The sequence below is a fragment of the Litchfieldia alkalitelluris genome, from assembly GCF_002019645.1.
Lineage (GTDB): Bacteria > Bacillota > Bacilli > Bacillales > Bacillaceae_L > Litchfieldia > Litchfieldia alkalitelluris.
In genome coordinates this window covers 662,099-679,722 of record NZ_KV917374.1, presented here as the reverse complement: position 1 = coordinate 679,722, position 17,624 = coordinate 662,099, and the positions used below count along the sequence as shown (strand labels likewise).

General features: G+C 35.9%; 17 protein-coding genes and 1 pseudogene. 5 read left to right on the top strand and 13 right to left on the bottom strand.

Going from position 1 to position 17,624, the window contains the following annotated elements:
- Positions 1-41: 41 nt before the first annotated feature.
- From BK579_RS03290 to BK579_RS03280, 3 genes are all read right to left on the bottom strand, one after another.
- Positions 42-2,210 carry a dynamin family protein gene (locus BK579_RS03290; protein ID WP_078543511.1) on the bottom strand — a complete coding sequence of 723 codons (2,169 nt, stop codon included), beginning with the start codon at positions 2,208-2,210 and terminating at the stop codon, positions 42-44.
- Positions 2,207-4,204, bottom strand: coding sequence for a dynamin family protein (locus BK579_RS03285; protein ID WP_078543510.1), 1,998 nt, complete (start codon positions 4,202-4,204; stop codon positions 2,207-2,209). Before BK579_RS03285 ends, BK579_RS03290 begins: the two co-directional genes overlap by 4 nt.
- Before the next feature lie 878 nt (positions 4,205-5,082).
- Positions 5,083-5,397 carry a hypothetical protein gene (locus BK579_RS03280; protein ID WP_078543509.1) on the bottom strand — a complete coding sequence of 105 codons (315 nt, stop codon included), beginning with the start codon at positions 5,395-5,397 and terminating at the stop codon, positions 5,083-5,085.
- Positions 5,398-5,615: 218 nt separating this feature from the next.
- On the opposite strand from BK579_RS03280, the gene BK579_RS03275 reads away from it, so the two are divergent.
- Positions 5,616-6,542, top strand: a complete 927-nt coding sequence (locus tag BK579_RS03275) for an LCP family glycopolymer transferase (RefSeq protein WP_078543508.1) — start codon at positions 5,616-5,618, stop codon at positions 6,540-6,542.
- A 40-nt stretch (positions 6,543-6,582) separates the two neighbouring features.
- Here BK579_RS03275 and BK579_RS03270 read toward each other — a convergent pair whose 3' ends face one another.
- Positions 6,583-7,134, bottom strand: coding sequence for a DUF3231 family protein (locus BK579_RS03270; RefSeq protein ID WP_078543507.1), 552 nt, complete (start codon positions 7,132-7,134; stop codon positions 6,583-6,585).
- Positions 7,135-7,728: 594 nt separating this feature from the next.
- On the bottom strand, positions 7,729-8,127 hold the full coding sequence (locus BK579_RS03265; protein WP_078543506.1) for a VOC family protein: 399 nt from the start codon (positions 8,125-8,127) through the stop codon (positions 7,729-7,731).
- Between the two features lie 253 nt (positions 8,128-8,380).
- On the opposite strand from BK579_RS03265, the gene speD reads away from it, so the two are divergent.
- Positions 8,381-8,776, top strand: a complete 396-nt coding sequence (gene speD / locus BK579_RS03260; protein WP_078543505.1) for an adenosylmethionine decarboxylase — start codon at positions 8,381-8,383, stop codon at positions 8,774-8,776.
- A gap of 110 nt (positions 8,777-8,886) precedes the next feature.
- Positions 8,887-9,192: an EthD family reductase gene (locus BK579_RS03255; RefSeq protein ID WP_169891044.1), complete on the top strand. Its 306-nt coding sequence runs from the start codon at positions 8,887-8,889 to the stop codon at positions 9,190-9,192.
- A 346-nt stretch (positions 9,193-9,538) separates the two neighbouring features.
- Here BK579_RS03255 and BK579_RS03250 read toward each other — a convergent pair.
- The 6 genes and pseudogenes from BK579_RS03250 to BK579_RS03225 form a co-directional block, all read right to left on the bottom strand.
- A pseudogene (locus BK579_RS03250) lies at positions 9,539-9,757 on the bottom strand (N-acetyltransferase family protein); the annotation flags it as partial.
- Positions 9,758-10,022: 265 nt separating this feature from the next.
- The gene (locus BK579_RS03245) at positions 10,023-11,507 is read right to left on the bottom strand and encodes a hypothetical protein (RefSeq protein ID WP_078543502.1); all 1,485 of its coding nucleotides are present in this window, start codon (positions 11,505-11,507) and stop codon (positions 10,023-10,025) included.
- Positions 11,508-11,523: 16 nt separating this feature from the next.
- The gene (tnpA, locus tag BK579_RS03240) at positions 11,524-11,922 is read right to left on the bottom strand and encodes an IS200/IS605 family transposase (protein WP_078543501.1); all 399 of its coding nucleotides are present in this window, start codon (positions 11,920-11,922) and stop codon (positions 11,524-11,526) included.
- 318 nt (positions 11,923-12,240) lie between these two features.
- Positions 12,241-12,720 (bottom strand): hypothetical protein, encoded by a 480-nt coding sequence (locus BK579_RS03235; RefSeq protein WP_078543500.1) that lies wholly within the window; start codon positions 12,718-12,720, stop codon positions 12,241-12,243.
- A gap of 367 nt (positions 12,721-13,087) precedes the next feature.
- Positions 13,088-13,531 (bottom strand): hypothetical protein, encoded by a 444-nt coding sequence (locus BK579_RS03230; RefSeq protein WP_078543499.1) that lies wholly within the window; start codon positions 13,529-13,531, stop codon positions 13,088-13,090.
- An 81-nt stretch (positions 13,532-13,612) separates the two neighbouring features.
- Entirely contained in the window at positions 13,613-14,050 is a 438-nt protein-coding gene (locus BK579_RS03225; RefSeq protein ID WP_078543498.1) for a hypothetical protein, read from the bottom strand.
- 579 nt (positions 14,051-14,629) lie between these two features.
- On the opposite strand from BK579_RS03225, the gene BK579_RS25405 reads away from it, so the two are divergent.
- The gene (locus BK579_RS25405; RefSeq protein ID WP_169891043.1) at positions 14,630-14,785 is read left to right on the top strand and encodes a hypothetical protein; all 156 of its coding nucleotides are present in this window, start codon (positions 14,630-14,632) and stop codon (positions 14,783-14,785) included.
- 82 nt (positions 14,786-14,867) lie between these two features.
- Here BK579_RS25405 and BK579_RS03220 read toward each other — a convergent pair whose 3' ends face one another.
- Complete coding sequence (locus BK579_RS03220; protein WP_078543497.1) at positions 14,868-15,494, bottom strand: FMN-dependent NADH-azoreductase; 627 nt, start codon at positions 15,492-15,494, stop codon at positions 14,868-14,870.
- 100 nt (positions 15,495-15,594) lie between these two features.
- Here BK579_RS03220 and BK579_RS03215 point away from each other — a divergent pair, with 100 nt between their 5' ends.
- On the top strand, positions 15,595-16,302 hold the full coding sequence (locus BK579_RS03215) for a DUF2711 family protein (protein WP_235848325.1): 708 nt from the start codon (positions 15,595-15,597) through the stop codon (positions 16,300-16,302).
- A gap of 736 nt (positions 16,303-17,038) precedes the next feature.
- Here BK579_RS03215 and BK579_RS03210 read toward each other — a convergent pair.
- Positions 17,039-17,599 carry an NAD(P)/FAD-dependent oxidoreductase gene (locus BK579_RS03210; protein WP_078543495.1) on the bottom strand — a complete coding sequence of 187 codons (561 nt, stop codon included), beginning with the start codon at positions 17,597-17,599 and terminating at the stop codon, positions 17,039-17,041.
- Positions 17,600-17,624 lie beyond the last annotated feature (25 nt).

Here is a 17,624-nt window from a genome sequence, read left to right as displayed (position 1 = left end):
TATATGGATTCTGTACTAATTAGTTTGGGGTTAAAATCATATTAAACAAACAACATCTCTTTCGATTCAATGGCCTTCAATCTTTCCTCAAACACTTCCATCTCTTTCAAAATCACATTCATATGCCCCATATGCTGATCCAGATCGTTCTTATTCGCTTCATACTGAGCCATCATTTCATCTAGTTGCGTGTTCAAATTAGCAATAAACTCATCCAACTGTTTCCCTATAAAAGCTGAATACTCTACTTCTAGCTGATTAATGCTGTTCTCTAAATCCTTTCCAGCTTTCCCAGCAATCTCTAATGCACCCTTAGCAAGAGATTTTTTCATCTCACTAATATCTGCTGTATAGAACTTCTTCTTATGAGTAACGGGCTTGGATGACTTTCCACCAGAAAAATAACCAATTAATCCACCAATGGCTCCACCCACGGCAGCTCCGATAGCCGTGCCAATAACTGGAAAAACACTTCCAACAGCCCCTCCAATAGTTGCACCTAACGTTGTTGTTGTTGCTGAAACAATGGCAGCTTGCTTTGGATCAAACACGGTTTCCATCCCATCCGTAATTTTGTCCTTTTCCCTAACATCTGCGTCTTTTTGATCAACTTGATTCTTAGAAATCTCTTGAATGTTGTAGCTTCTTAACGTAATCGTCAGCTTTTTCCCAATCATCTCATTTGCACTATCTGATAGCTTTTGAAACTCCTCCGTAAGCTTCGTACTAATTTTATTTTGAGTTTCAAATGCAAGCCTTTGAATTCGATCCACTTCACGATTAAGTGAGATTTCAATCATGTTTGCTACATCTCTTTGTATTGATTGAATTCGTTCATTTAAAAAATGTTGATCCTCGCTTTGGAGTATATCTTCTTTAGGAAGTATCCCATTTATTGTTTTCTGGATCGTATCAGGAATTTGTGTAATGATGGACTGCACCTGACTCTTTAATAAGTCTAAATGTTTGGCAGGTAAGTTTTTGATTTTTTCTCCTTTATCCTTTAAGGTGAGAATTTGTGTTTTACTTTCACTAATTCCAAGGTAAATTTCTTCATCCGTTTTTGAGCTTATTTCGATTTGAGCCTGAACACTATTTACAATGTCAAGGATTGCTTGTTCAGCTTTATGAAATCCATTTTTCATCATCTGCTCACTTGCTCGGTCGAATACCTTTTCAATAATTTTTTCTTCGATTTGAACGATTTGACTATCTTTTAACAGCTGATCTGCAAATTTTTCAGGACTCGGAATGACTTCATATACGTCTCCATCAATTTCCTTTTGAAAAGAATACTTTGAACCATAGGCCGTTTTCATTTCATTCTTCATTTCTTCTGTTGCAGTTTGATTAATTACACTACGAGCTAGGCAGGCCTGTTTTGCTGAAAAGGCAAACACATTCGGATTCTTAATAATCGGTGCATGCTCGCGAATTAGTTGTTTTACCTTTAAAAGAGTATCTGCGATCGTTCCATCCTTAGATGTCATGGCATCTATTTTATTAACAAGAAAATAGATTTTATCCTGATCCTTTTCAAGGTCTTCTCGGTTTTCAAAAATACTTTTTAGGATATTGGCATTTGTGTCAGATTTATAGTTTTGATAGTCAAATAGAATAATCAGTGCATCTGAGTGACGGAGCTGTTCTAATGCAATTCTTTGTAGTTCTGCCACATCAAAGTCTCCAACATTCGCTTCATTTGGACCTGGTGTATCAACAAGAATAAAGTTTTGTACTAACTCCTTATAACTTGAACCCTCTAATGCTCTAACTGGACATTCAACATAATATTTCTCAATATTTTTCACTTCATCATTTCGTCTAGATGCCCTAACATCTTCTTGAAAGTTCTCTTCTAGTGTCTTGCCACCTTCAGCTTTTATTAGCTTAACGGCGCCATCTTTGTAGACCTTTGTAACTCTATCAATCATTTCGTTTGCATGCTTCACTTCTGTTATCGCAGTGGTACAAGAGGCATTTTCATTGGGTAGCAAATCTCTTCCTAACAACGCATTAAATGTCGTTGACTTCCCAGCTTTCATCGCAGCAATCACCGAAACCACATATCTACGATTCATTAAATTATGATGTGAATGCTCTAGTGCAGAAATCGTTTGATTATTTTCTTGTAAAAATAAATCACTTCTAATAAACGCAGACAACTCTTCTGTCAGGCTCGCAAGCTCAGTTATTTTCTCGATACTCATGGTTGGTTTATCTCCTCTAGTTCTTTTTCTATCTGCTGAATCATTTTTAATTTAGATTGATATTGTTTGTTTTTTGTAGTTTTTAACTTCTTTTGCTGGGCTTCTAACTGTTTCAAGACACTCTTTAGTACTGGTGGGATTTTTGAAAATTCCTCCTCAACCACTTCTCGTAGCTCTGATAAATAGGTATCATATTTTTTATCATAATAATCACTAAAAAAGTCATAGCTACAATTTTTCATTGCAGCAGTAACATCATCCCACTCATTCCTTAGGGCATCACCAAGGTCATAGGTGTATCTATCTTTATATTTAGAGTTGCCAAAGATGGTTTCTCCAACATACATTTCTGTGTAATCGGTATCTATAAATGCTGAATTATCGTAAAAGTCACTTACATATTCCCTTGTATTGCTATAGGTCATTTCCATTAATGGCTCTGGCATGACACTGATATTGCTCATTAATGTGATAACCTCTTTACTATTAGCTTTTATTAACTCTTTATCTAATAGTGCAGATAGTTTTTGAATGACTTTACTTACTTTTGTGTTGGTTTTATAGAAAAAATTATCGGTTGATGTTGAATAATATAGCTTTCTACTATAATACGAGTGGATACTTTCAAAAGGAAATTTGATATTACTTTTCCAACGACTAAATTCACTTTTCGCCTCTCGCTCTGCAGAATAACTCGAAGTGTATTTATACCCACTATATGAGTTCACAGATGGATAATAAGGAAGCTCATAGTGATACTCTTTAGCTTTTACCTTGTCAAAGGTTGGTTTCTTTAGCATGACCTCAAGCTCTGCCCTTTTTTCTTCTGCGATCTTAAATGTATCGTTAATGCCTTGAATCTTCTCTTGGACTCTATTAAGCTCATCATCCAACTCCTTTTGCCCGAGCAGAAGTTCATTTTTAATATCATCCAACTTCTCTTTTATTTGTTCAGAAATCGAAAATAATAGAGAGTTAGAGCTATGCTTAATACGGTCCGATGAGGATAAATACGTCGGTACAAGTACATTTTCTTCAAATACGTTCATTACGCTTTCAGTGATTAAGCGGTCCGCCGCATCTTCGGGGCGCTCTTTTACCGTTATCGTGTCTCCCTCTACGACCAACTCTTTACTTATTAAATACTGTCCTAGATTCTCCTTTATTCGAGTTAAATCTCCACCTGAATTTATATATCTACCATATAACGCTTTAATGGCTGAGACTGGGTATAGTTCAAACGAATGAACTCCCCAGGACTTTAGTGCCTTAGAAATTTCAGTTAAAATTGAATCCATTGTTTTATCTTTATAATTTATTCGATCAATTTTATTTAAAATAAAAATCATATTCGATAGCAAATCAGGTCTAATTTTCTTAATCTGCTTAATGATCTCTCTATTTTCTTCTGCTTTATAATATTGATAATCTAGCACATAAACGATAGAGCTAGATCGTTTAATCACGTCGGTAAAAGTTTGTTTTATATCTTGCTTATCTATACCAAGCCCACTCATTTCATTTACTCCAGGAGTGTCGACTATAGTAAATTTGGCATTCGAGCTCAATCCCTTTAAACAATCCATTTCTGAGCTCACTTCATAGTGAAAATCCACTTTCTTATTAGATGAACGGTGCTTTTTCACATCCTGATGAAAAGCTTTTGCGAGAGAACCTTTATTTCCTTTTATTTTTTCCTTACTACCATCTGTAAATACTTTAGTAATAAATCCATCAAACTTATCAACATGAATATCTGTTGTTGTTAAGGTACACGCCTCATTTTCACTTGGCATTAATTCGAATCCTAGTAAAGCATCAATGAACGTGGATTTTCCTGATTTCATCGCACCTATTACTGAAATAATATACTGGTTTGATTCTAATTTCCTTTTCACGTCATCAATTGTTTGTAAATCCATATTCACACCTAGCTCATTAAGCGTCTTATGATATTTCAAAAATAAATCCGGATTAGACACAGTGGTTAACAAGCAGCTTCACCCCTACATTTTTATGAGTTGGTAATATATTCTTATACTACTAATAGTAGTATAGAACTAGGTGGAATATTGTCGAAATAAATCGAATGACGGAAAAATAATTGTTTGTTTTTGGGGAGTTTTTGGGCATAAAAAAAACCTGGCTAATCCCGGTCCTTTTTTGTTTAGTGAAATCCGTTCATTTGTAATCCTAGATCATGTACATCTTTATAATGCGAACGGTTATTTCTGACCAAATCGCTATGCTCTTGTTCTATCATGTTGATTTCACTATGGTAGAATTTAACCGGAAAAATTCCGCTTAATTCGGGAAATAACAACATTTCCCTAAATATAAGGGGAGTTTTTCCACTTATATGAACCTAATCATTGGATTTAGTCATATATAAGAGGAGTTTACGGGAATAATTCCGCTTATATCAGCTTCTTAAGCCCCTACTAGATGCATTAGGCGGAATTTCTCCGCTTATGAATTCCTATACCAACGTGAAAATTCAACAATGGGTAAATTTTTCAACCTTCTTAATGATAATAGGACGAATCTCTGAGATAGCCTATTACTTAAATGCTTCCCAATGTTGATTTTTATCTATTTGTTTTAAAACATTTGTCTCCATATACGAAAAACACCACAGTATCAACGTCTGTGGTAGTCCAACATGTTATGCTTTCTTCTCTTTTTATAAAACATAAACTGTCACTTGAGGTTCTTGCAGTCTACTAAACTACGACGGATGGAAGCATGAGAACCGTCCCAGCGCTTCCCATTTGCGCTAGCAAAGAAGCACGAGAACCGTCCCAGCGCTTCTTTTTGACGGATGGAAGCACGAGAACCGTCCCCATGCTCCCCGAGAACCGCCGCCGTGCTTCTATATAAATTTTGGAAAGATGTGTGTGGCTATTGCGTCAAACATATACGGATAAAAAATCACGACGGAGTTTGCTCCTAGTAATACGAGATAGTAAAATTTCCCCGCATTTTTGTGAAACAGGAGAGGAATGAGAGCTAGTAATGCTCCGATTAGGCCGATGGTACTAAAGATGTAGGTTCCTTGTTGTTCTCCAAGTGTTAGTATATAGATGAAATATCCGAATGAACCGTTGAAAAATAGAATCACTGTTGAAACGATAATACATGTATAAATGGCAATATATAATAGAACATTTAGTAGCTTTTCCTTCATCCTTTTCCCTCCACTTGTGAAAATTGTCATATCCTGTTAATTTAATTTTACTATATTTCCAGTTTTAAGGAAAGTTGTTAGAAAAATTTTATAGACAAACGTATAAAAAGTGTCTATGATTATTCTGTTCTATGAAACTTTTTGTCGAATGATTCGTAATATATATAGCTTATGCTCAAATAGATTCTTAAAAACTGAATATAGAGAGGATGATTTACATGGGTCGTTCTGATAAACATGTAAAAAAGAAAGGCAAAAAGTGGCTGAAAATCATTGGTAGTATTATCGGGATTTTTATTTTAGCAGTGGCTGGCTATGCCTTTTATTTATATCAAAATTTAGCAACAACGGTTGATTCGATGCATGAGGAGCGTACACCGTCAAGCTTACGTGATACAGATATCAACCTAGATAAAGCTGATCCCATTTCGATTCTGTTAATGGGTGTGGATGAGCGTACAGGTGACAAAGGTCGTGCCGATTCATTAATTGTTGTCACACTGAATCCAAACACGAATTCAATGAATATGCTGAGTATTCCTCGTGATACACGAGTGGAAATTGTCGGCAAAGGCATTCAAGATAAAATCAACCACTCATACGCATTTGGTGGAACAGATATGACCGTTCAAACGGTTGAGAAGTTCTTGGATATTCCAATTGATTATTATGTGAAAATTAACATGGAAAGCTTTCAGGATATTGTTAATACTCTAGGTGGAATAACTGTTAATAATTCTAAAGCCTTCACACATGGCGGCCACAATTTTGCGGAAGGTCAAATTACACTTAATGGTGAACAAGCATTAATTTTCTCGCGTATCCGTAGTATTGATAGTGATTTCGGACGCCAAGATCGTCAGCGTGAAGTCATTCGTGCCATCATCGATGCTGGTGCATCACCATCAACGATTACGAAGCTAGATGATTTGCTTGCGATTTCTGGTGATAACATTACGACAAATATGACATTTAAAGAGATGAGAACTCTTCAAGCGAATTATGCTGATGCTCGTCGCAACAATGAACAAGAGACGATTCAAGGAACCGGCCAAACAATTGGTGGAATTTGGTATCTGATTGTTTCTGAAGAAGAGCGCCAAGCTGTGATTTCAAGATTAAAAACAAACTTAGAGATTAATTAAGTTAGTAGGTAAGTCCAATTTTCGGGCTTACCTTTTCTTTTTACTTTGAGGTCGGGGTTCCTGGTGGATAGTAGTATGGCGGAACCTTAATCCATCCCCGTTTTCTCATCAATGTTTTTAAGGTAGCACCAAAGGAAACGAACTCGCCATATAGCTCTAACCATAATACACCAACGTCATTTCTTATCGCATCTGCCTGTCCTTTTCCACAAAGCTGCATGAGTGTGACGATTTTAAATGCAATTCCATTCGCGATTTCATCATCTGTTAATTTTACGCCTAATGGAACTTCTTTCGGATCTGATTTAGGTTTTGCCGATGTTACATCAGGAAGAGGAATTCCTTCCTTCACCATAAACGCGCTAATTTTTTGAGATTGTGCCTCACAAACTCTAATTGCATCTGTTAACATTTCAAGAATCTCATCATCAGTTGACGTATTTAATCCTACCTCTTCATAACGTATAAATTCCTCTAATGCCGTATAATAAGTCCATAAATCTCCAGCCTCAATAATATGTAAAGGTGACTTCGGCTCATCATCTATTAACGTCTTCAACGTATTCCAAACAGCCTCAAATGGATTTGACACTGGTAACACCTCCTGAATAAAGTTATTTTTCTCCTTTATTCATGGAGTATGCAAAACCTTTTGTGATTTTTTTGGTTTGGGTAGTTAGTTGGCTGGTTTCGTTCGGGTGTCACCACCCGAATTTTGTCGATACCAAATAAAAAAACCGGGCAAGGCTCGGTCACTTTTTGATTTTTCTTTTTAAATGGGTGTCTCCTATCATGTTCATTTCACTGTGGTTGAATTTAAACGGAAAAATTCCACTTAAATTGGGAAATAGCAACATTTCCCTAAAAATAACAGGAGTTTTTCCGCTTATATGACCATAATCTTTAGGTTTAGTCATATTTTAGAGACGATAACCGGAATTTCTCCGTTTATATATGCTTCTTAAGCCCTTACCAGATACATTAGCCGGAATTTTTCCGCCTATGAGTCCTATACCTACTCGAAAAATCAACAATGATCACTATCAAAGCTTAAAACACCAAAAAATATTCATTTAAAGAAATAGTCTCTAAACACGAAAAATACCACAGTTCTAAGGCTATGGTAGTAAAAAATTTTATACTTTTCTTTTTTAAATTTTAAAAAAGCCTTCTTCATAGAAAGCTTTTACTCTTGTCCTAGGTGGGCTATATTTGTTGCGCTTAGTAGGTTTCCGTCTGGGTCTTTGAAGCCGAATCCTCCAAATTCACCATTTACGTTTAGTGGACCCACTTCGATCCCACTATCTTTTAGAAATTGATAAAATCCCTCGAGATTATATGTGTAGAAATCAACCACACTATGTGTGACATTTGTATTCGTATTTTCAAATGAAATTTTTCGGTCATCATTTGTTTGTACCAAATAGATGCTTGGTATTCCTTTTGCATTGAAGCTAAGCATCGCATCTTGATCACTTTGATGTTCTATAAATAAGTTTAATGTTTTTGCATACCAGTGTGCAGACTTCTCAACATTAGAAACAGGAATTTCAATTGTCGAGATTCTCGTTACGTAATTAGGCATCTTCTTCTTTCCCCTCCCCAGGTTCTACCCAATCTTATTATATTGTAAGCTTTTTATTTGTAAACGGTTTATTTTACGAAATTCCACATTTTTCTCCACAAAAAATGCTCCCATTATGATAGGAGCATTTTAAAAAAGGAAAAGGGGGAATACATTTTCCATTATTACCCGTTCTCATGAGTTTTAATCATTTTGTTTAAATTTTTTTAGGGAGGGGTAATCAACAACTATAACTGATGAAGGAGAGATCGCATTGCATTACGAAACAATTGGAAAGCATATTATCCTTGATGTTTGGGGCGTTGATTTTGACATATTAAATAATGTTGATGCATTAGAAGGGAAAATGTTTGATTCTGCTATTGCTAGTGGCGCCGGTGTGATCGGTGTTCAGTCTGAAGGATTTGTTCCACAAGGCTGTACCGTTCTTTTACTTTTATCAGAAAGTCACTTTAGCATCCACACCTATCCAGAAAAGAGGTATGCATCGATCGACTGTTATACCTGTGGAAATACCGTCGATCCAGCTGTGGCGGTTGAGCAATTGCTTGAATTTCTGCAGCCACACGAGGTGTATGGTAAGGTCATTCTTCGAGGCGATGGTGAGTATATGGTGAAGGAGTTCTCTGACGTGCAGATGGTAAAGTAAGTTCATCGCATATTTTGTTTTAAAATATTCCGTCCAATCCGTATCATCATCGAGTATAATTTCTAATTATGCCGAATAAAATCTATCATCAAGAGATTGGAGGTAGATTAATGGCAAAATTCATGGTCTTATATGAAAAACCAGAAGATATCGAAGGATTTGAAAACTATTATTTCAACACACACATGCCACTTGTACAACAGCTTCCGAACATCATTCACGCATCTCTTACTCGTGTTCAACGTGCACAAAATACCGATTTAAACCTATACTTAATTGTACAATTAGACTTTGAAAACATCGAAATGCTCCATGAGGCACTTGGATCAGACGCAGGACAAGCGGTGATTGAAGATGCTGGGCAATTAACTGAATTGTATTTACATAAACCGCCGATTGTTACGATTGGTGAATAATCCATATTATAAGAAGAAGGAATGTTAGGAATCCTTCTTCTTTTATTTTGGAAGGAATTGAATTTGATGAATTTTTACTGGTTATTCAAGCAGGGTTTTATCATTAGTTAATGAATAATCGATAAATCTACTATTTCGCCGATAAAACTATAAAGTGGCTGATAAATTTCTAAATTCGAAAATATTCGACAAGATTTCGAAAATAAACTTTTAACTAACAAGCATTTACTCCATAAAACCACTAATTTTCCCCTTAAAAACCTATACTATACTTTAAAATCTACCACTGACTCAGAAAATCTTAACTCTTAGCCTCAAAATCGAGCCTCATTTTAACAATTCCTCATCAAAGTAACTTGCTCATATAATACTCATTCACAAACTCCCCATCCATAAATAAGGAATCTCTTTTCGTACCTTCGACCTCAAACCCCATCTTCTGATACAACCCGAAGCCCGCTTCATTTTTCTGAATAACCGTTAGTTCTAATCTATGAATTCCATGATCCCTGGCCCACTTTTCCGCCTCAGTGAAGAGCTGCGTACCAATCTTCTTACCCGTAAAAGCATCAACTGCTCTGCATCCTCTGCTGATAACTCCCACCCCTGAAGGAGTGGGGTTCTAAAATACTAATACACTTCTTAATGGCACCCTTATCTTCCTTGCAGAAAGAGTTTCTGCCAAAACACTGGTGTGTGTTCTTTTAGAACATTAACGGACGTATTGCGTATAGCAATGCACTTCGCCAAGTCAGCCTAAAAGGACCTCTTGTGTGCTTACCGTTCCGACTTCTCTCTTGGACGTTATCACGACCAATCAGGTTTGTATTTTACGCGACAAACCAACGCAATGTTTTACTTGATGATTTTTTTAATTGTTCAACCTCACGGTTATGCAACTTAACAAAGTTATCCCATTGTGCATTGCATAAATCTACATCAACGGAATTGAGGGTTTCGTTTGTATTACCTATTAAAAACGCACTATATAAATCACGTTGAATGCTAATCTCACCAAAATGATTCCAACGCTCTGAAAGTTGTTTTTTATTGTATTCATTCGTTCTATGATTGAACTGGCTTGCTTTTGTAGCATATGTATCTATTTTTTTAATAGTTCGTCCCTGATACCCGAGTTTCCGGTCAATCATTGCGAGTAGCATAGCAGGAGCTCGGTTCGCAATGGATTTACCAAATCGTTTTTTATGATTTATTTTGCCGTTTTTCTTATTTCTTGTAGTGTTTTTCGCTCGTCTTTGTAGCGACTGAAACCGCATGGTTTCTACTCGAATGTCAGAACCGAGATGTAGAATATCATTTGCTAATATTTCATGTGCTAATTTTCGTTTAATAGTGGTTTTTAGAAATAATTCTTTTCGTTTTTGACGCAATTTTTTATATTGATTAGAATAGGTCCAGGTTAATCTACCTTTCCTAATAGTCCCGTTCTCGTGAAAATTGTTAGGGTTAGTTGACCGTTTAGAACGGTCCATTTTACGTTGGATACGACGAAGCTCTCTTTCTTCGGTATTGCACTCTGGTGCAAGTTCACGAAGTTCTACCTTACTATCACTACTAATAGCTATAGTAGATGTTCCAATATCGATACCAACTCGTTTTGTTTCGTCATCAGCAACCTTTCGGTTGCTTTTTTTTGGAGGATACCCTTCTAAAATGAGTTGTGAATAGTATCGAACTTTACCACGAACTTCACGTTTTAGAATGCGTACATATTTTGTTTTATCCAATAAAGCTATGTGAGCATATTCATCGTTAGCTTTCAGCGTAATAGGGGCACAAATCCAATTTTTTGGTTTAGGATTTTTCTTTGTTGGTTTATCTCCCCAAAGAATATTACCGTCCACGTATCGCAAACCAGTAGAATTGGATTTGTTTTCAACCGAAATATCATCACGAAATGACTTGAAATGCACTCTTTTAGCTTTTCCAAAATGCAGTTTCTCAACGGCTTCAAAAGCCCTAGTGGCAATTTTTTGTGCTTCTAAGCTACCAATGTTCTCTTTGAATTTTTGTTGAACAGACTTTACAAAATGATGCATTCCATATTCAGAAAAACCGAAGGTTAACCTTAATTCACTTAACTGCTTATCGCGAATTTTTGACTTGGGTTCATTGATTAGGATGCGATAGTTTTTGTTTGCCTTTACAGCTTTGTGTCTTTTAAGGGCTTCACCTAGACAAGAATTGTAGACTAACCTAGCAATCTTTAACTTTTTCTCTAAACGGTCCTGTTGCCAAATAGGTATACGCAAAGGGAACTCAATTGTATAGGTTGGTATGTTCTTTCTTGTCATAGGATTCTACTCCTTACTATTGTCGTTTTTTTTGATTTTCAACGTATTGTTTGATTGTTTCGCTCGATACGTTTCCTGTGGTAGATACAAAGTACGAACGTGTCCACAAGCTAGGCAAATGTTGAAGATGAGAGAATTCCTCTCTTAACTTTTTCGAAGTCACCCCTTTTATTTTAGCCATAATATCAGCAGGACTTAGTGTTGGTAGGGCGTTCAGGAACATGTGGGTATGGTCTTTATCGCATTCTAATGCAACAATGCCGATCTCCAGTTCAGTACAAACTTCTCGCACCAACTCTTTAAAACGTTCTTCTACAGTGTTTTGTAGGAATATTTTCCTTCTATATCTGGGACAAAATACAAAATGGTAGTTAATTAATGAAATAGTTGTGTTTGTAATTCTATAATTATTCATACTATCATCGTATCAGTTTATTGTTTATACTGCAACAAAAGACCCAAAAAAGGGAACTAATCTTTCAAATACTTGAAGCACCACAAACCTTCGGTTTACCAGTGGCACTCCGTATTCGACTTCACTTTCATCCCACGCCTAAAGGAGTGGGCTTTCCCGTTCAGGAAAGGCTGTAAAACTGTACGGATATTCATAGATTCACTCTCCTAGTTAAGTTTTCTAATTACAATGATTTTACTATGTTATCGAAAACCTGAGTACATTTTTTTCCAGTTTTTAAAAATAAAAAAACGACCCTACTAGGATCGTGAAAAAACTTTATTCCTGACTCAAAGGAATTTCCGCAATAACCTTCCATCCATCTAACACAATCAGTGTCGCATCTAATGCACTTTCACTCACTGCCTCAAAATCAACATCTTTTTTCATTTTAATTTGATATTCTAAACTAAAGCTTCCCTCTTTTCCTGGTTGAATAGAACCCTCGCCACCGCCACCACGAAAGGCCATTTTTTTATGACTTTTAGTACTTTCCATTTCCATTAAGGACTCTAATTTTTCATTAGGTCTTACAGCGAGATTTAGATAAATACCATGGTGCCCTGGATAATCCTGACCTTCTCCAATTACTTTTTTTCCGTTATTTTTTAATGTAAAATCATAACGTAAAATTCTTGATTGCTCCATAATCGTGATATCAACCCCAGTTACTTCAATATCCGATTTTTTCGTCATATCAAAAGCAGTTAATGATACTAAAACAAATACTAGAATCAAAAACATAGTAATCTTCTTCATGTATAAGCCCCCTTGGAATTTTTTACTTATTATTCCAGTTAGGTGGAAACTTATGCAAAACTATTTTTCTCCATACTCTCCTTCAAGGTCTGCTCTTCGATACTTACCATCCGGCTCCTTTACAGCGATACAACTTACTAGATTCCACTTCACTGGTTCCTCTCCGGCGGTGCTTGCGCCGGATTCAGCTTAATTCCCGCCGCTTTTTCTGTTATTCTCGCCGCTTTTTCTGTTATTCTCGCCGCTTTTTTCACTCATCTCGCCGGATTCTCAGCAGAAAAATCGTCAGAGATATTCCCTGACGAGCATCCTGTAAGTATTATAATTGTTAAGAATAAACTTCGTATAATTATAGTTCTATTCATCTCTAGTTTGCAAACATCCCTGACATGAGCTCTGCTGTCTCATTTTCTAGTTGATAGAATTTGTCATCACCTTCTGGTTGGAAAAAGCCGCTCACTTCATAATTGTCTCCAAATTGAACATAAACTTCATAAACTTTTGAGCTGTTATCACTGTATTTTAACGTTACTGTTCTTGCAAATGCTTCTTCCAACTGCTCGCTAGTCACTGTTGCTACTTCTTTAGAGCTTAGAGCCTCTTCCATTTGAAGCATTTCACCTTGGTATTCTTCTTGATTGTAAGTAATTGTGTTAATAGGTGAAGATCCGATCACCTCTACTAGTTTTACATTTTCACTTTCATCTGCTGAAGCCTTTGGTTTTTGTTGAAACACACCTGATACAGTAAAGATTGCCATAAGCGCCACCGCTGCTACCAATAAATAAATTACCTTTTTGTTATTTTTCATCGTTAATTTCTCTCCATTCTATTATTAATTTTTTGTATATTCCGCAGTTTTAACTTCGTATAAATTAAGTTCTATTCAGTCCTAGTTTGCAAACATCCCTGACATGAGCTCTGCTGTCTCATTTTCAAGTTGATAAAATTTATCATCACCTTCTGGTTGGAAAAATCCATTCACTTCATAATTCTCTCCAAATTGAACATAAACTTCATAAACTTTTGAGCTGTTATCACTGTATTTTAACGTTACTGTTCTTGCAAATGCTTCTTCCAACTGCTCGCTAGTCACTGTTGCTACTTCTTTAGAGCTTAGACCCTCTTCCATTTGAGCCATTTCACCTTGGTATTCTTCTTGATTGTAAGTAATTGTGTTAATAGGTGAAGATCCGATCACCTCTACTAGTTTTACATTTTCACTTTCATCTGCTGAAGCCTTTGGTTTTTGTTGAAACACACCTGATACAGTAAAGATTGCCATAAGCGCCACCGCTGCTACCAATAAATAAATTACCTTTTTGTTCATTTTAATCTCTCCAATCATTTTTTTTTTTATTTTCCATAAACAATTTCCAACGTCCAACTCTTATAACACTTTTGTTGCTACTCATTCGTCCTTCTTCTACTTAACTAACGGATGATGAAAATATTGGTTACACTTTTCTCAAATTTTTTTACTCATCAACTTAACTAACGGTTCATGAAATTTTTAGTTACACTTTTTAAAACTTTTACCTACTCACTTCCTCTTTTTGTTTATTCTACTTAACTAACGCATTGAGATTTTCTTCGGTTACACTTTTTGAAAACTTTATTTTCTATTGTTGTTGAATCTGCTTAACTAACGGATAGGAAATTCTTTGGTTACACTTTTTTGAAGCTTTTCACTAATCATTTTCCCTTTTGTAGAACCTGCTTAACTAACGGATGGGAAATTCTTTGGTTACACTTTTTTCTAATCTCTTATTAAATCCAACACTCATAATTTGAATCTGTTCAATAGGTGTTTTATCCTACTTTCTGCTTATAAATTTGTTTATTTTGGGAATTTTTTGTATGAAGTTAACGGGAGGTTTGATACAATTTTCATAAAGGGGGAATTGAAATGAGTTACGAAAGTACTAAGCCGAGTTATTATGATGGAAGTGGAACTAAATTTAATTTTGAAGTGAAGAATGTAGAAATTCTAAGCACGCCTGCAAGTGGTGGGAGCAACATTCAGTTTCCTTATTTCCCATATAAAATTGAAGTGAAAAAATAAAAAATAATTGACCTTTCAAAAGGTACAAATTTTACGAAATTAGCCATAAAAAAAACAAGGGCTCTATACCCTTGTTTTCTTGTTAAAATTGGTCGGCTAATTTCTTTGCGTTATTCAATCCTTCTTCAATAATTGCTTCTGCTTGATCAGGAAATTGATTGTGACCTTCAATGATCACTGACTTAATGTTTTGAACACCCCAGAAGTTTAACATCGCTGTTACATAGTTCACAGCCATTTCCACGGATTGCGCTGGACCCTCTGAGTAGACTCCGCCTCTTGCATTTAAAAGAACAACCTCTTTGTCACCTAGTAAACCTTCTGGACCTTCTGCTGTGTAGCGGAACGTTTTACCAGCTTGTGCTAGATAATCTAAATATGTGTGTAAAACTGCAGGTACTGTTAAATTCCAAAGTGGGAATGCAATCACAACCTTGTCAGCCTCAAGAAATTGATTTAGATATTTATTCACTACATCTGTTGCTTGCTTCTCAGATTCAGTTAAATCCATCCCTCTTCCAAGCTTGAACATCCCATTAATTTTATCATTATCATAATATGGTAGATTTTCTTCAAATAAATCAAGCTCTGTTACTGTGTCTTCTGGATGTGATGCTTTATATTGATCAAGAAATGTGTGATACAGCTTTACACTAACCGCCTGTTCGATGGGTCTTGAATTTGCTTTAATAAATAATACATTTGCCATGTGTAAAATACCTCCACTATATATTATGGTTGCTATAACAACCTTTAGTTTGAATTCAGTTAGTTGCTATAACAACTAATCGCATTTTTTAGTATATAAAATGAAAATCAAGTTGTCAAACAATCAAGCTTACCGTTATTATTATAAAAAAAATGAAGTAGGTGTTGTGATGACAAATTCACCACGTATCTTACCACCTCCTCATAAATACGCTGTTTGTGCTCCGGCAGATATTCCGATTAGGGAGTATTACAAAGATGTGTTAGAAGTAGTTTATCTATTTTATCATCCTTTTTTAACTTCTGGCTCTAAAACGGTCAGTTGGGAGACGTTCTTACATTCATCCGGGTTGAATGATTTAAAGCAGTTAGATATCGGTCTACGCACCATCATTACTGGTCTAAAAAAGAAGTACGCCGATTACCATGCTTCCAAAATTACTTTAGAAGTGTGCGAAGAAAAAGGATATACCTTGCCTTCTGAGGGGGTATTCCCGACTACGATTATGAATGACATATTTTCAAGCATTCAAAAACTAGGACATGATTGGCTTTGGTGTGGTGATGAACATGGCACTGAACGGAAGCTAGAGCATATCGATGATCTTGCAAACGATGAAAATATATATATCCATTGCCGAAACTTATTCACCTATGATCACCAATTGTTGATTACAACTCACTGGGATAGCCACTTTTCCATGCTTTGCTCAAATAGTAGAACTGTACAGGACATCGTTGAAAACTGTAAGCTAGAAGGATTTTATTGTGGTGATACGACTGAGATTTACTGGAGTATTTTTGGTTGAAAAAAGCTTCTCGCCTATGGAGATCAGCAGCTTCCCGCGGAAAGAGGAGTATGTTTCAGGAGCGGATGTAGTTAAGCCATCTATCACTTTTTGGATTTTATAATAGTTTAAATTTCCAAGCCTGATTTGCTATTAAAATGAGTGCGTCTACTAAGTTTGCAGACCTCAGCCTTTTTGTAGGTATGGACTTCATAAGGGGAGAATTTCCCGCTATTCTATCTAAAGGAAGCTTAACAAGCAATATAAGCGGAGATATTCCCGTTAACCGCTCTAAATATGATAAACTCTATAAAATTCGGGTACTATAAGTGGAAAATTCCCCTTATTTTTATGGAAATATGAGTATTTCCCAATTTAACGGGAATTTCTACGCTTATTTTCCAAACATAGTATAATCAACTTTCAAAATTTAACAGAGCTTAACCAATATTTTCTGTATATCAATTTGCAAGTAAAAAATGTAGTGTATTTTGCTGAGGTAAACATTCTGTCTATTGTACCCTCACATTTACATATCCAAATTGCATTACAAATGCTCCAAGAATATTATCGAAATCCCTTTACATCAACAAAAAAAGACCTCCAAATCACCATATAATTTGAAGGTCGTTTTGTTTATCAATTTAATGTTTATGCCAGGTAAAATAGAAAGCCGACCATTTTTTCCATTTTTATTATTTTAGCTATTTTCATAGACTTGCTGCTTGTAAGGTTCTTAAAATTACTGTTGTGCGGCTTACTTTAAGATATCATGGTCAACATAACGCTCACCATTTAATTCACTAATGATATTAATAGCAACCGCTGCACCATTTCCAGCTGTTACAATTGTGTGTACACTTACTCCAGCCACTGTTCCAGCTGCCCAAATTCCATCGATGTTTGTGCGGCCATCTTTATCGACTTCAACGATTGACTTGATTCTTGGCTCTGTTCCTGGAACGATTTTCACACCAATTTTATCAGCAAGATCTGTTAAAGCACCTGTTGCTAGTAATATATGCTTTGCCTTGAATTCTTGGTTTTCAGTCGCAACCGTGAATCCTTCGTCTTCTTTTGTGATGTTTACAACAGCACCTTCAACGATTTCAGCACCAAATTTGCTTGCTTGCTTTTTCCCAGTCTCAATCAGATCAGGTCCAGCCACTTCGTTCACACCATAATGGTTTTCTACCCAAGCACGTGTTGTCATACTTTTACCGCTATCAAGAACTAACGTTTTTTTACCTGCCTTTGCTGAAAAAATTGCTCCACTTACTCCAGCAGGTCCTCCACCAATAATGACGATATCATACATATTATAGTCCCCCTCCATGTTTAAG

Excerpts from the sequence above, each read along its gene's own strand:
- BK579_RS03290 (WP_078543511.1), bottom strand. The coding sequence starts at position 2,210 with ATGAGTATCGAGAAAATAACTGAGCTTGCGAGCCTGACAGAAGAGTTG.
- BK579_RS03280 (WP_078543509.1), bottom strand. The coding sequence starts at position 5,397 with ATGAAGGAAAAGCTACTAAATGTTCTATTATATATTGCCATTTATACA.
- BK579_RS03275 (WP_078543508.1), top strand. The coding sequence starts at position 5,616 with ATGGGTCGTTCTGATAAACATGTAAAAAAGAAAGGCAAAAAGTGGCTG.
- BK579_RS03265 (WP_078543506.1), bottom strand. The coding sequence starts at position 8,127 with ATGCCTAATTACGTAACGAGAATCTCGACAATTGAAATTCCTGTTTCT.
- BK579_RS03255 (WP_169891044.1), top strand. The coding sequence starts at position 8,887 with ATGGCAAAATTCATGGTCTTATATGAAAAACCAGAAGATATCGAAGGA.
- BK579_RS03245 (WP_078543502.1), bottom strand. The coding sequence starts at position 11,507 with ATGACAAGAAAGAACATACCAACCTATACAATTGAGTTCCCTTTGCGT.
- tnpA (WP_078543501.1), bottom strand. The coding sequence starts at position 11,922 with ATGAATAATTATAGAATTACAAACACAACTATTTCATTAATTAACTAC.
- BK579_RS03235 (WP_078543500.1), bottom strand. The coding sequence starts at position 12,720 with ATGAAGAAGATTACTATGTTTTTGATTCTAGTATTTGTTTTAGTATCA.
- BK579_RS03230 (WP_078543499.1), bottom strand. The coding sequence starts at position 13,531 with ATGAAAAATAACAAAAAGGTAATTTATTTATTGGTAGCAGCGGTGGCG.
- BK579_RS03225 (WP_078543498.1), bottom strand. The coding sequence starts at position 14,050 with ATGAACAAAAAGGTAATTTATTTATTGGTAGCAGCGGTGGCGCTTATG.
- BK579_RS25405 (WP_169891043.1), top strand. The coding sequence starts at position 14,630 with ATGAGTTACGAAAGTACTAAGCCGAGTTATTATGATGGAAGTGGAACT.
- BK579_RS03220 (WP_078543497.1), bottom strand. The coding sequence starts at position 15,494 with ATGGCAAATGTATTATTTATTAAAGCAAATTCAAGACCCATCGAACAG.
- BK579_RS03215 (WP_235848325.1), top strand. The coding sequence starts at position 15,595 with ATGAAAATCAAGTTGTCAAACAATCAAGCTTACCGTTATTATTATAAA.
- BK579_RS03210 (WP_078543495.1), bottom strand. The coding sequence starts at position 17,599 with ATGTATGATATCGTCATTATTGGTGGAGGACCTGCTGGAGTAAGTGGA.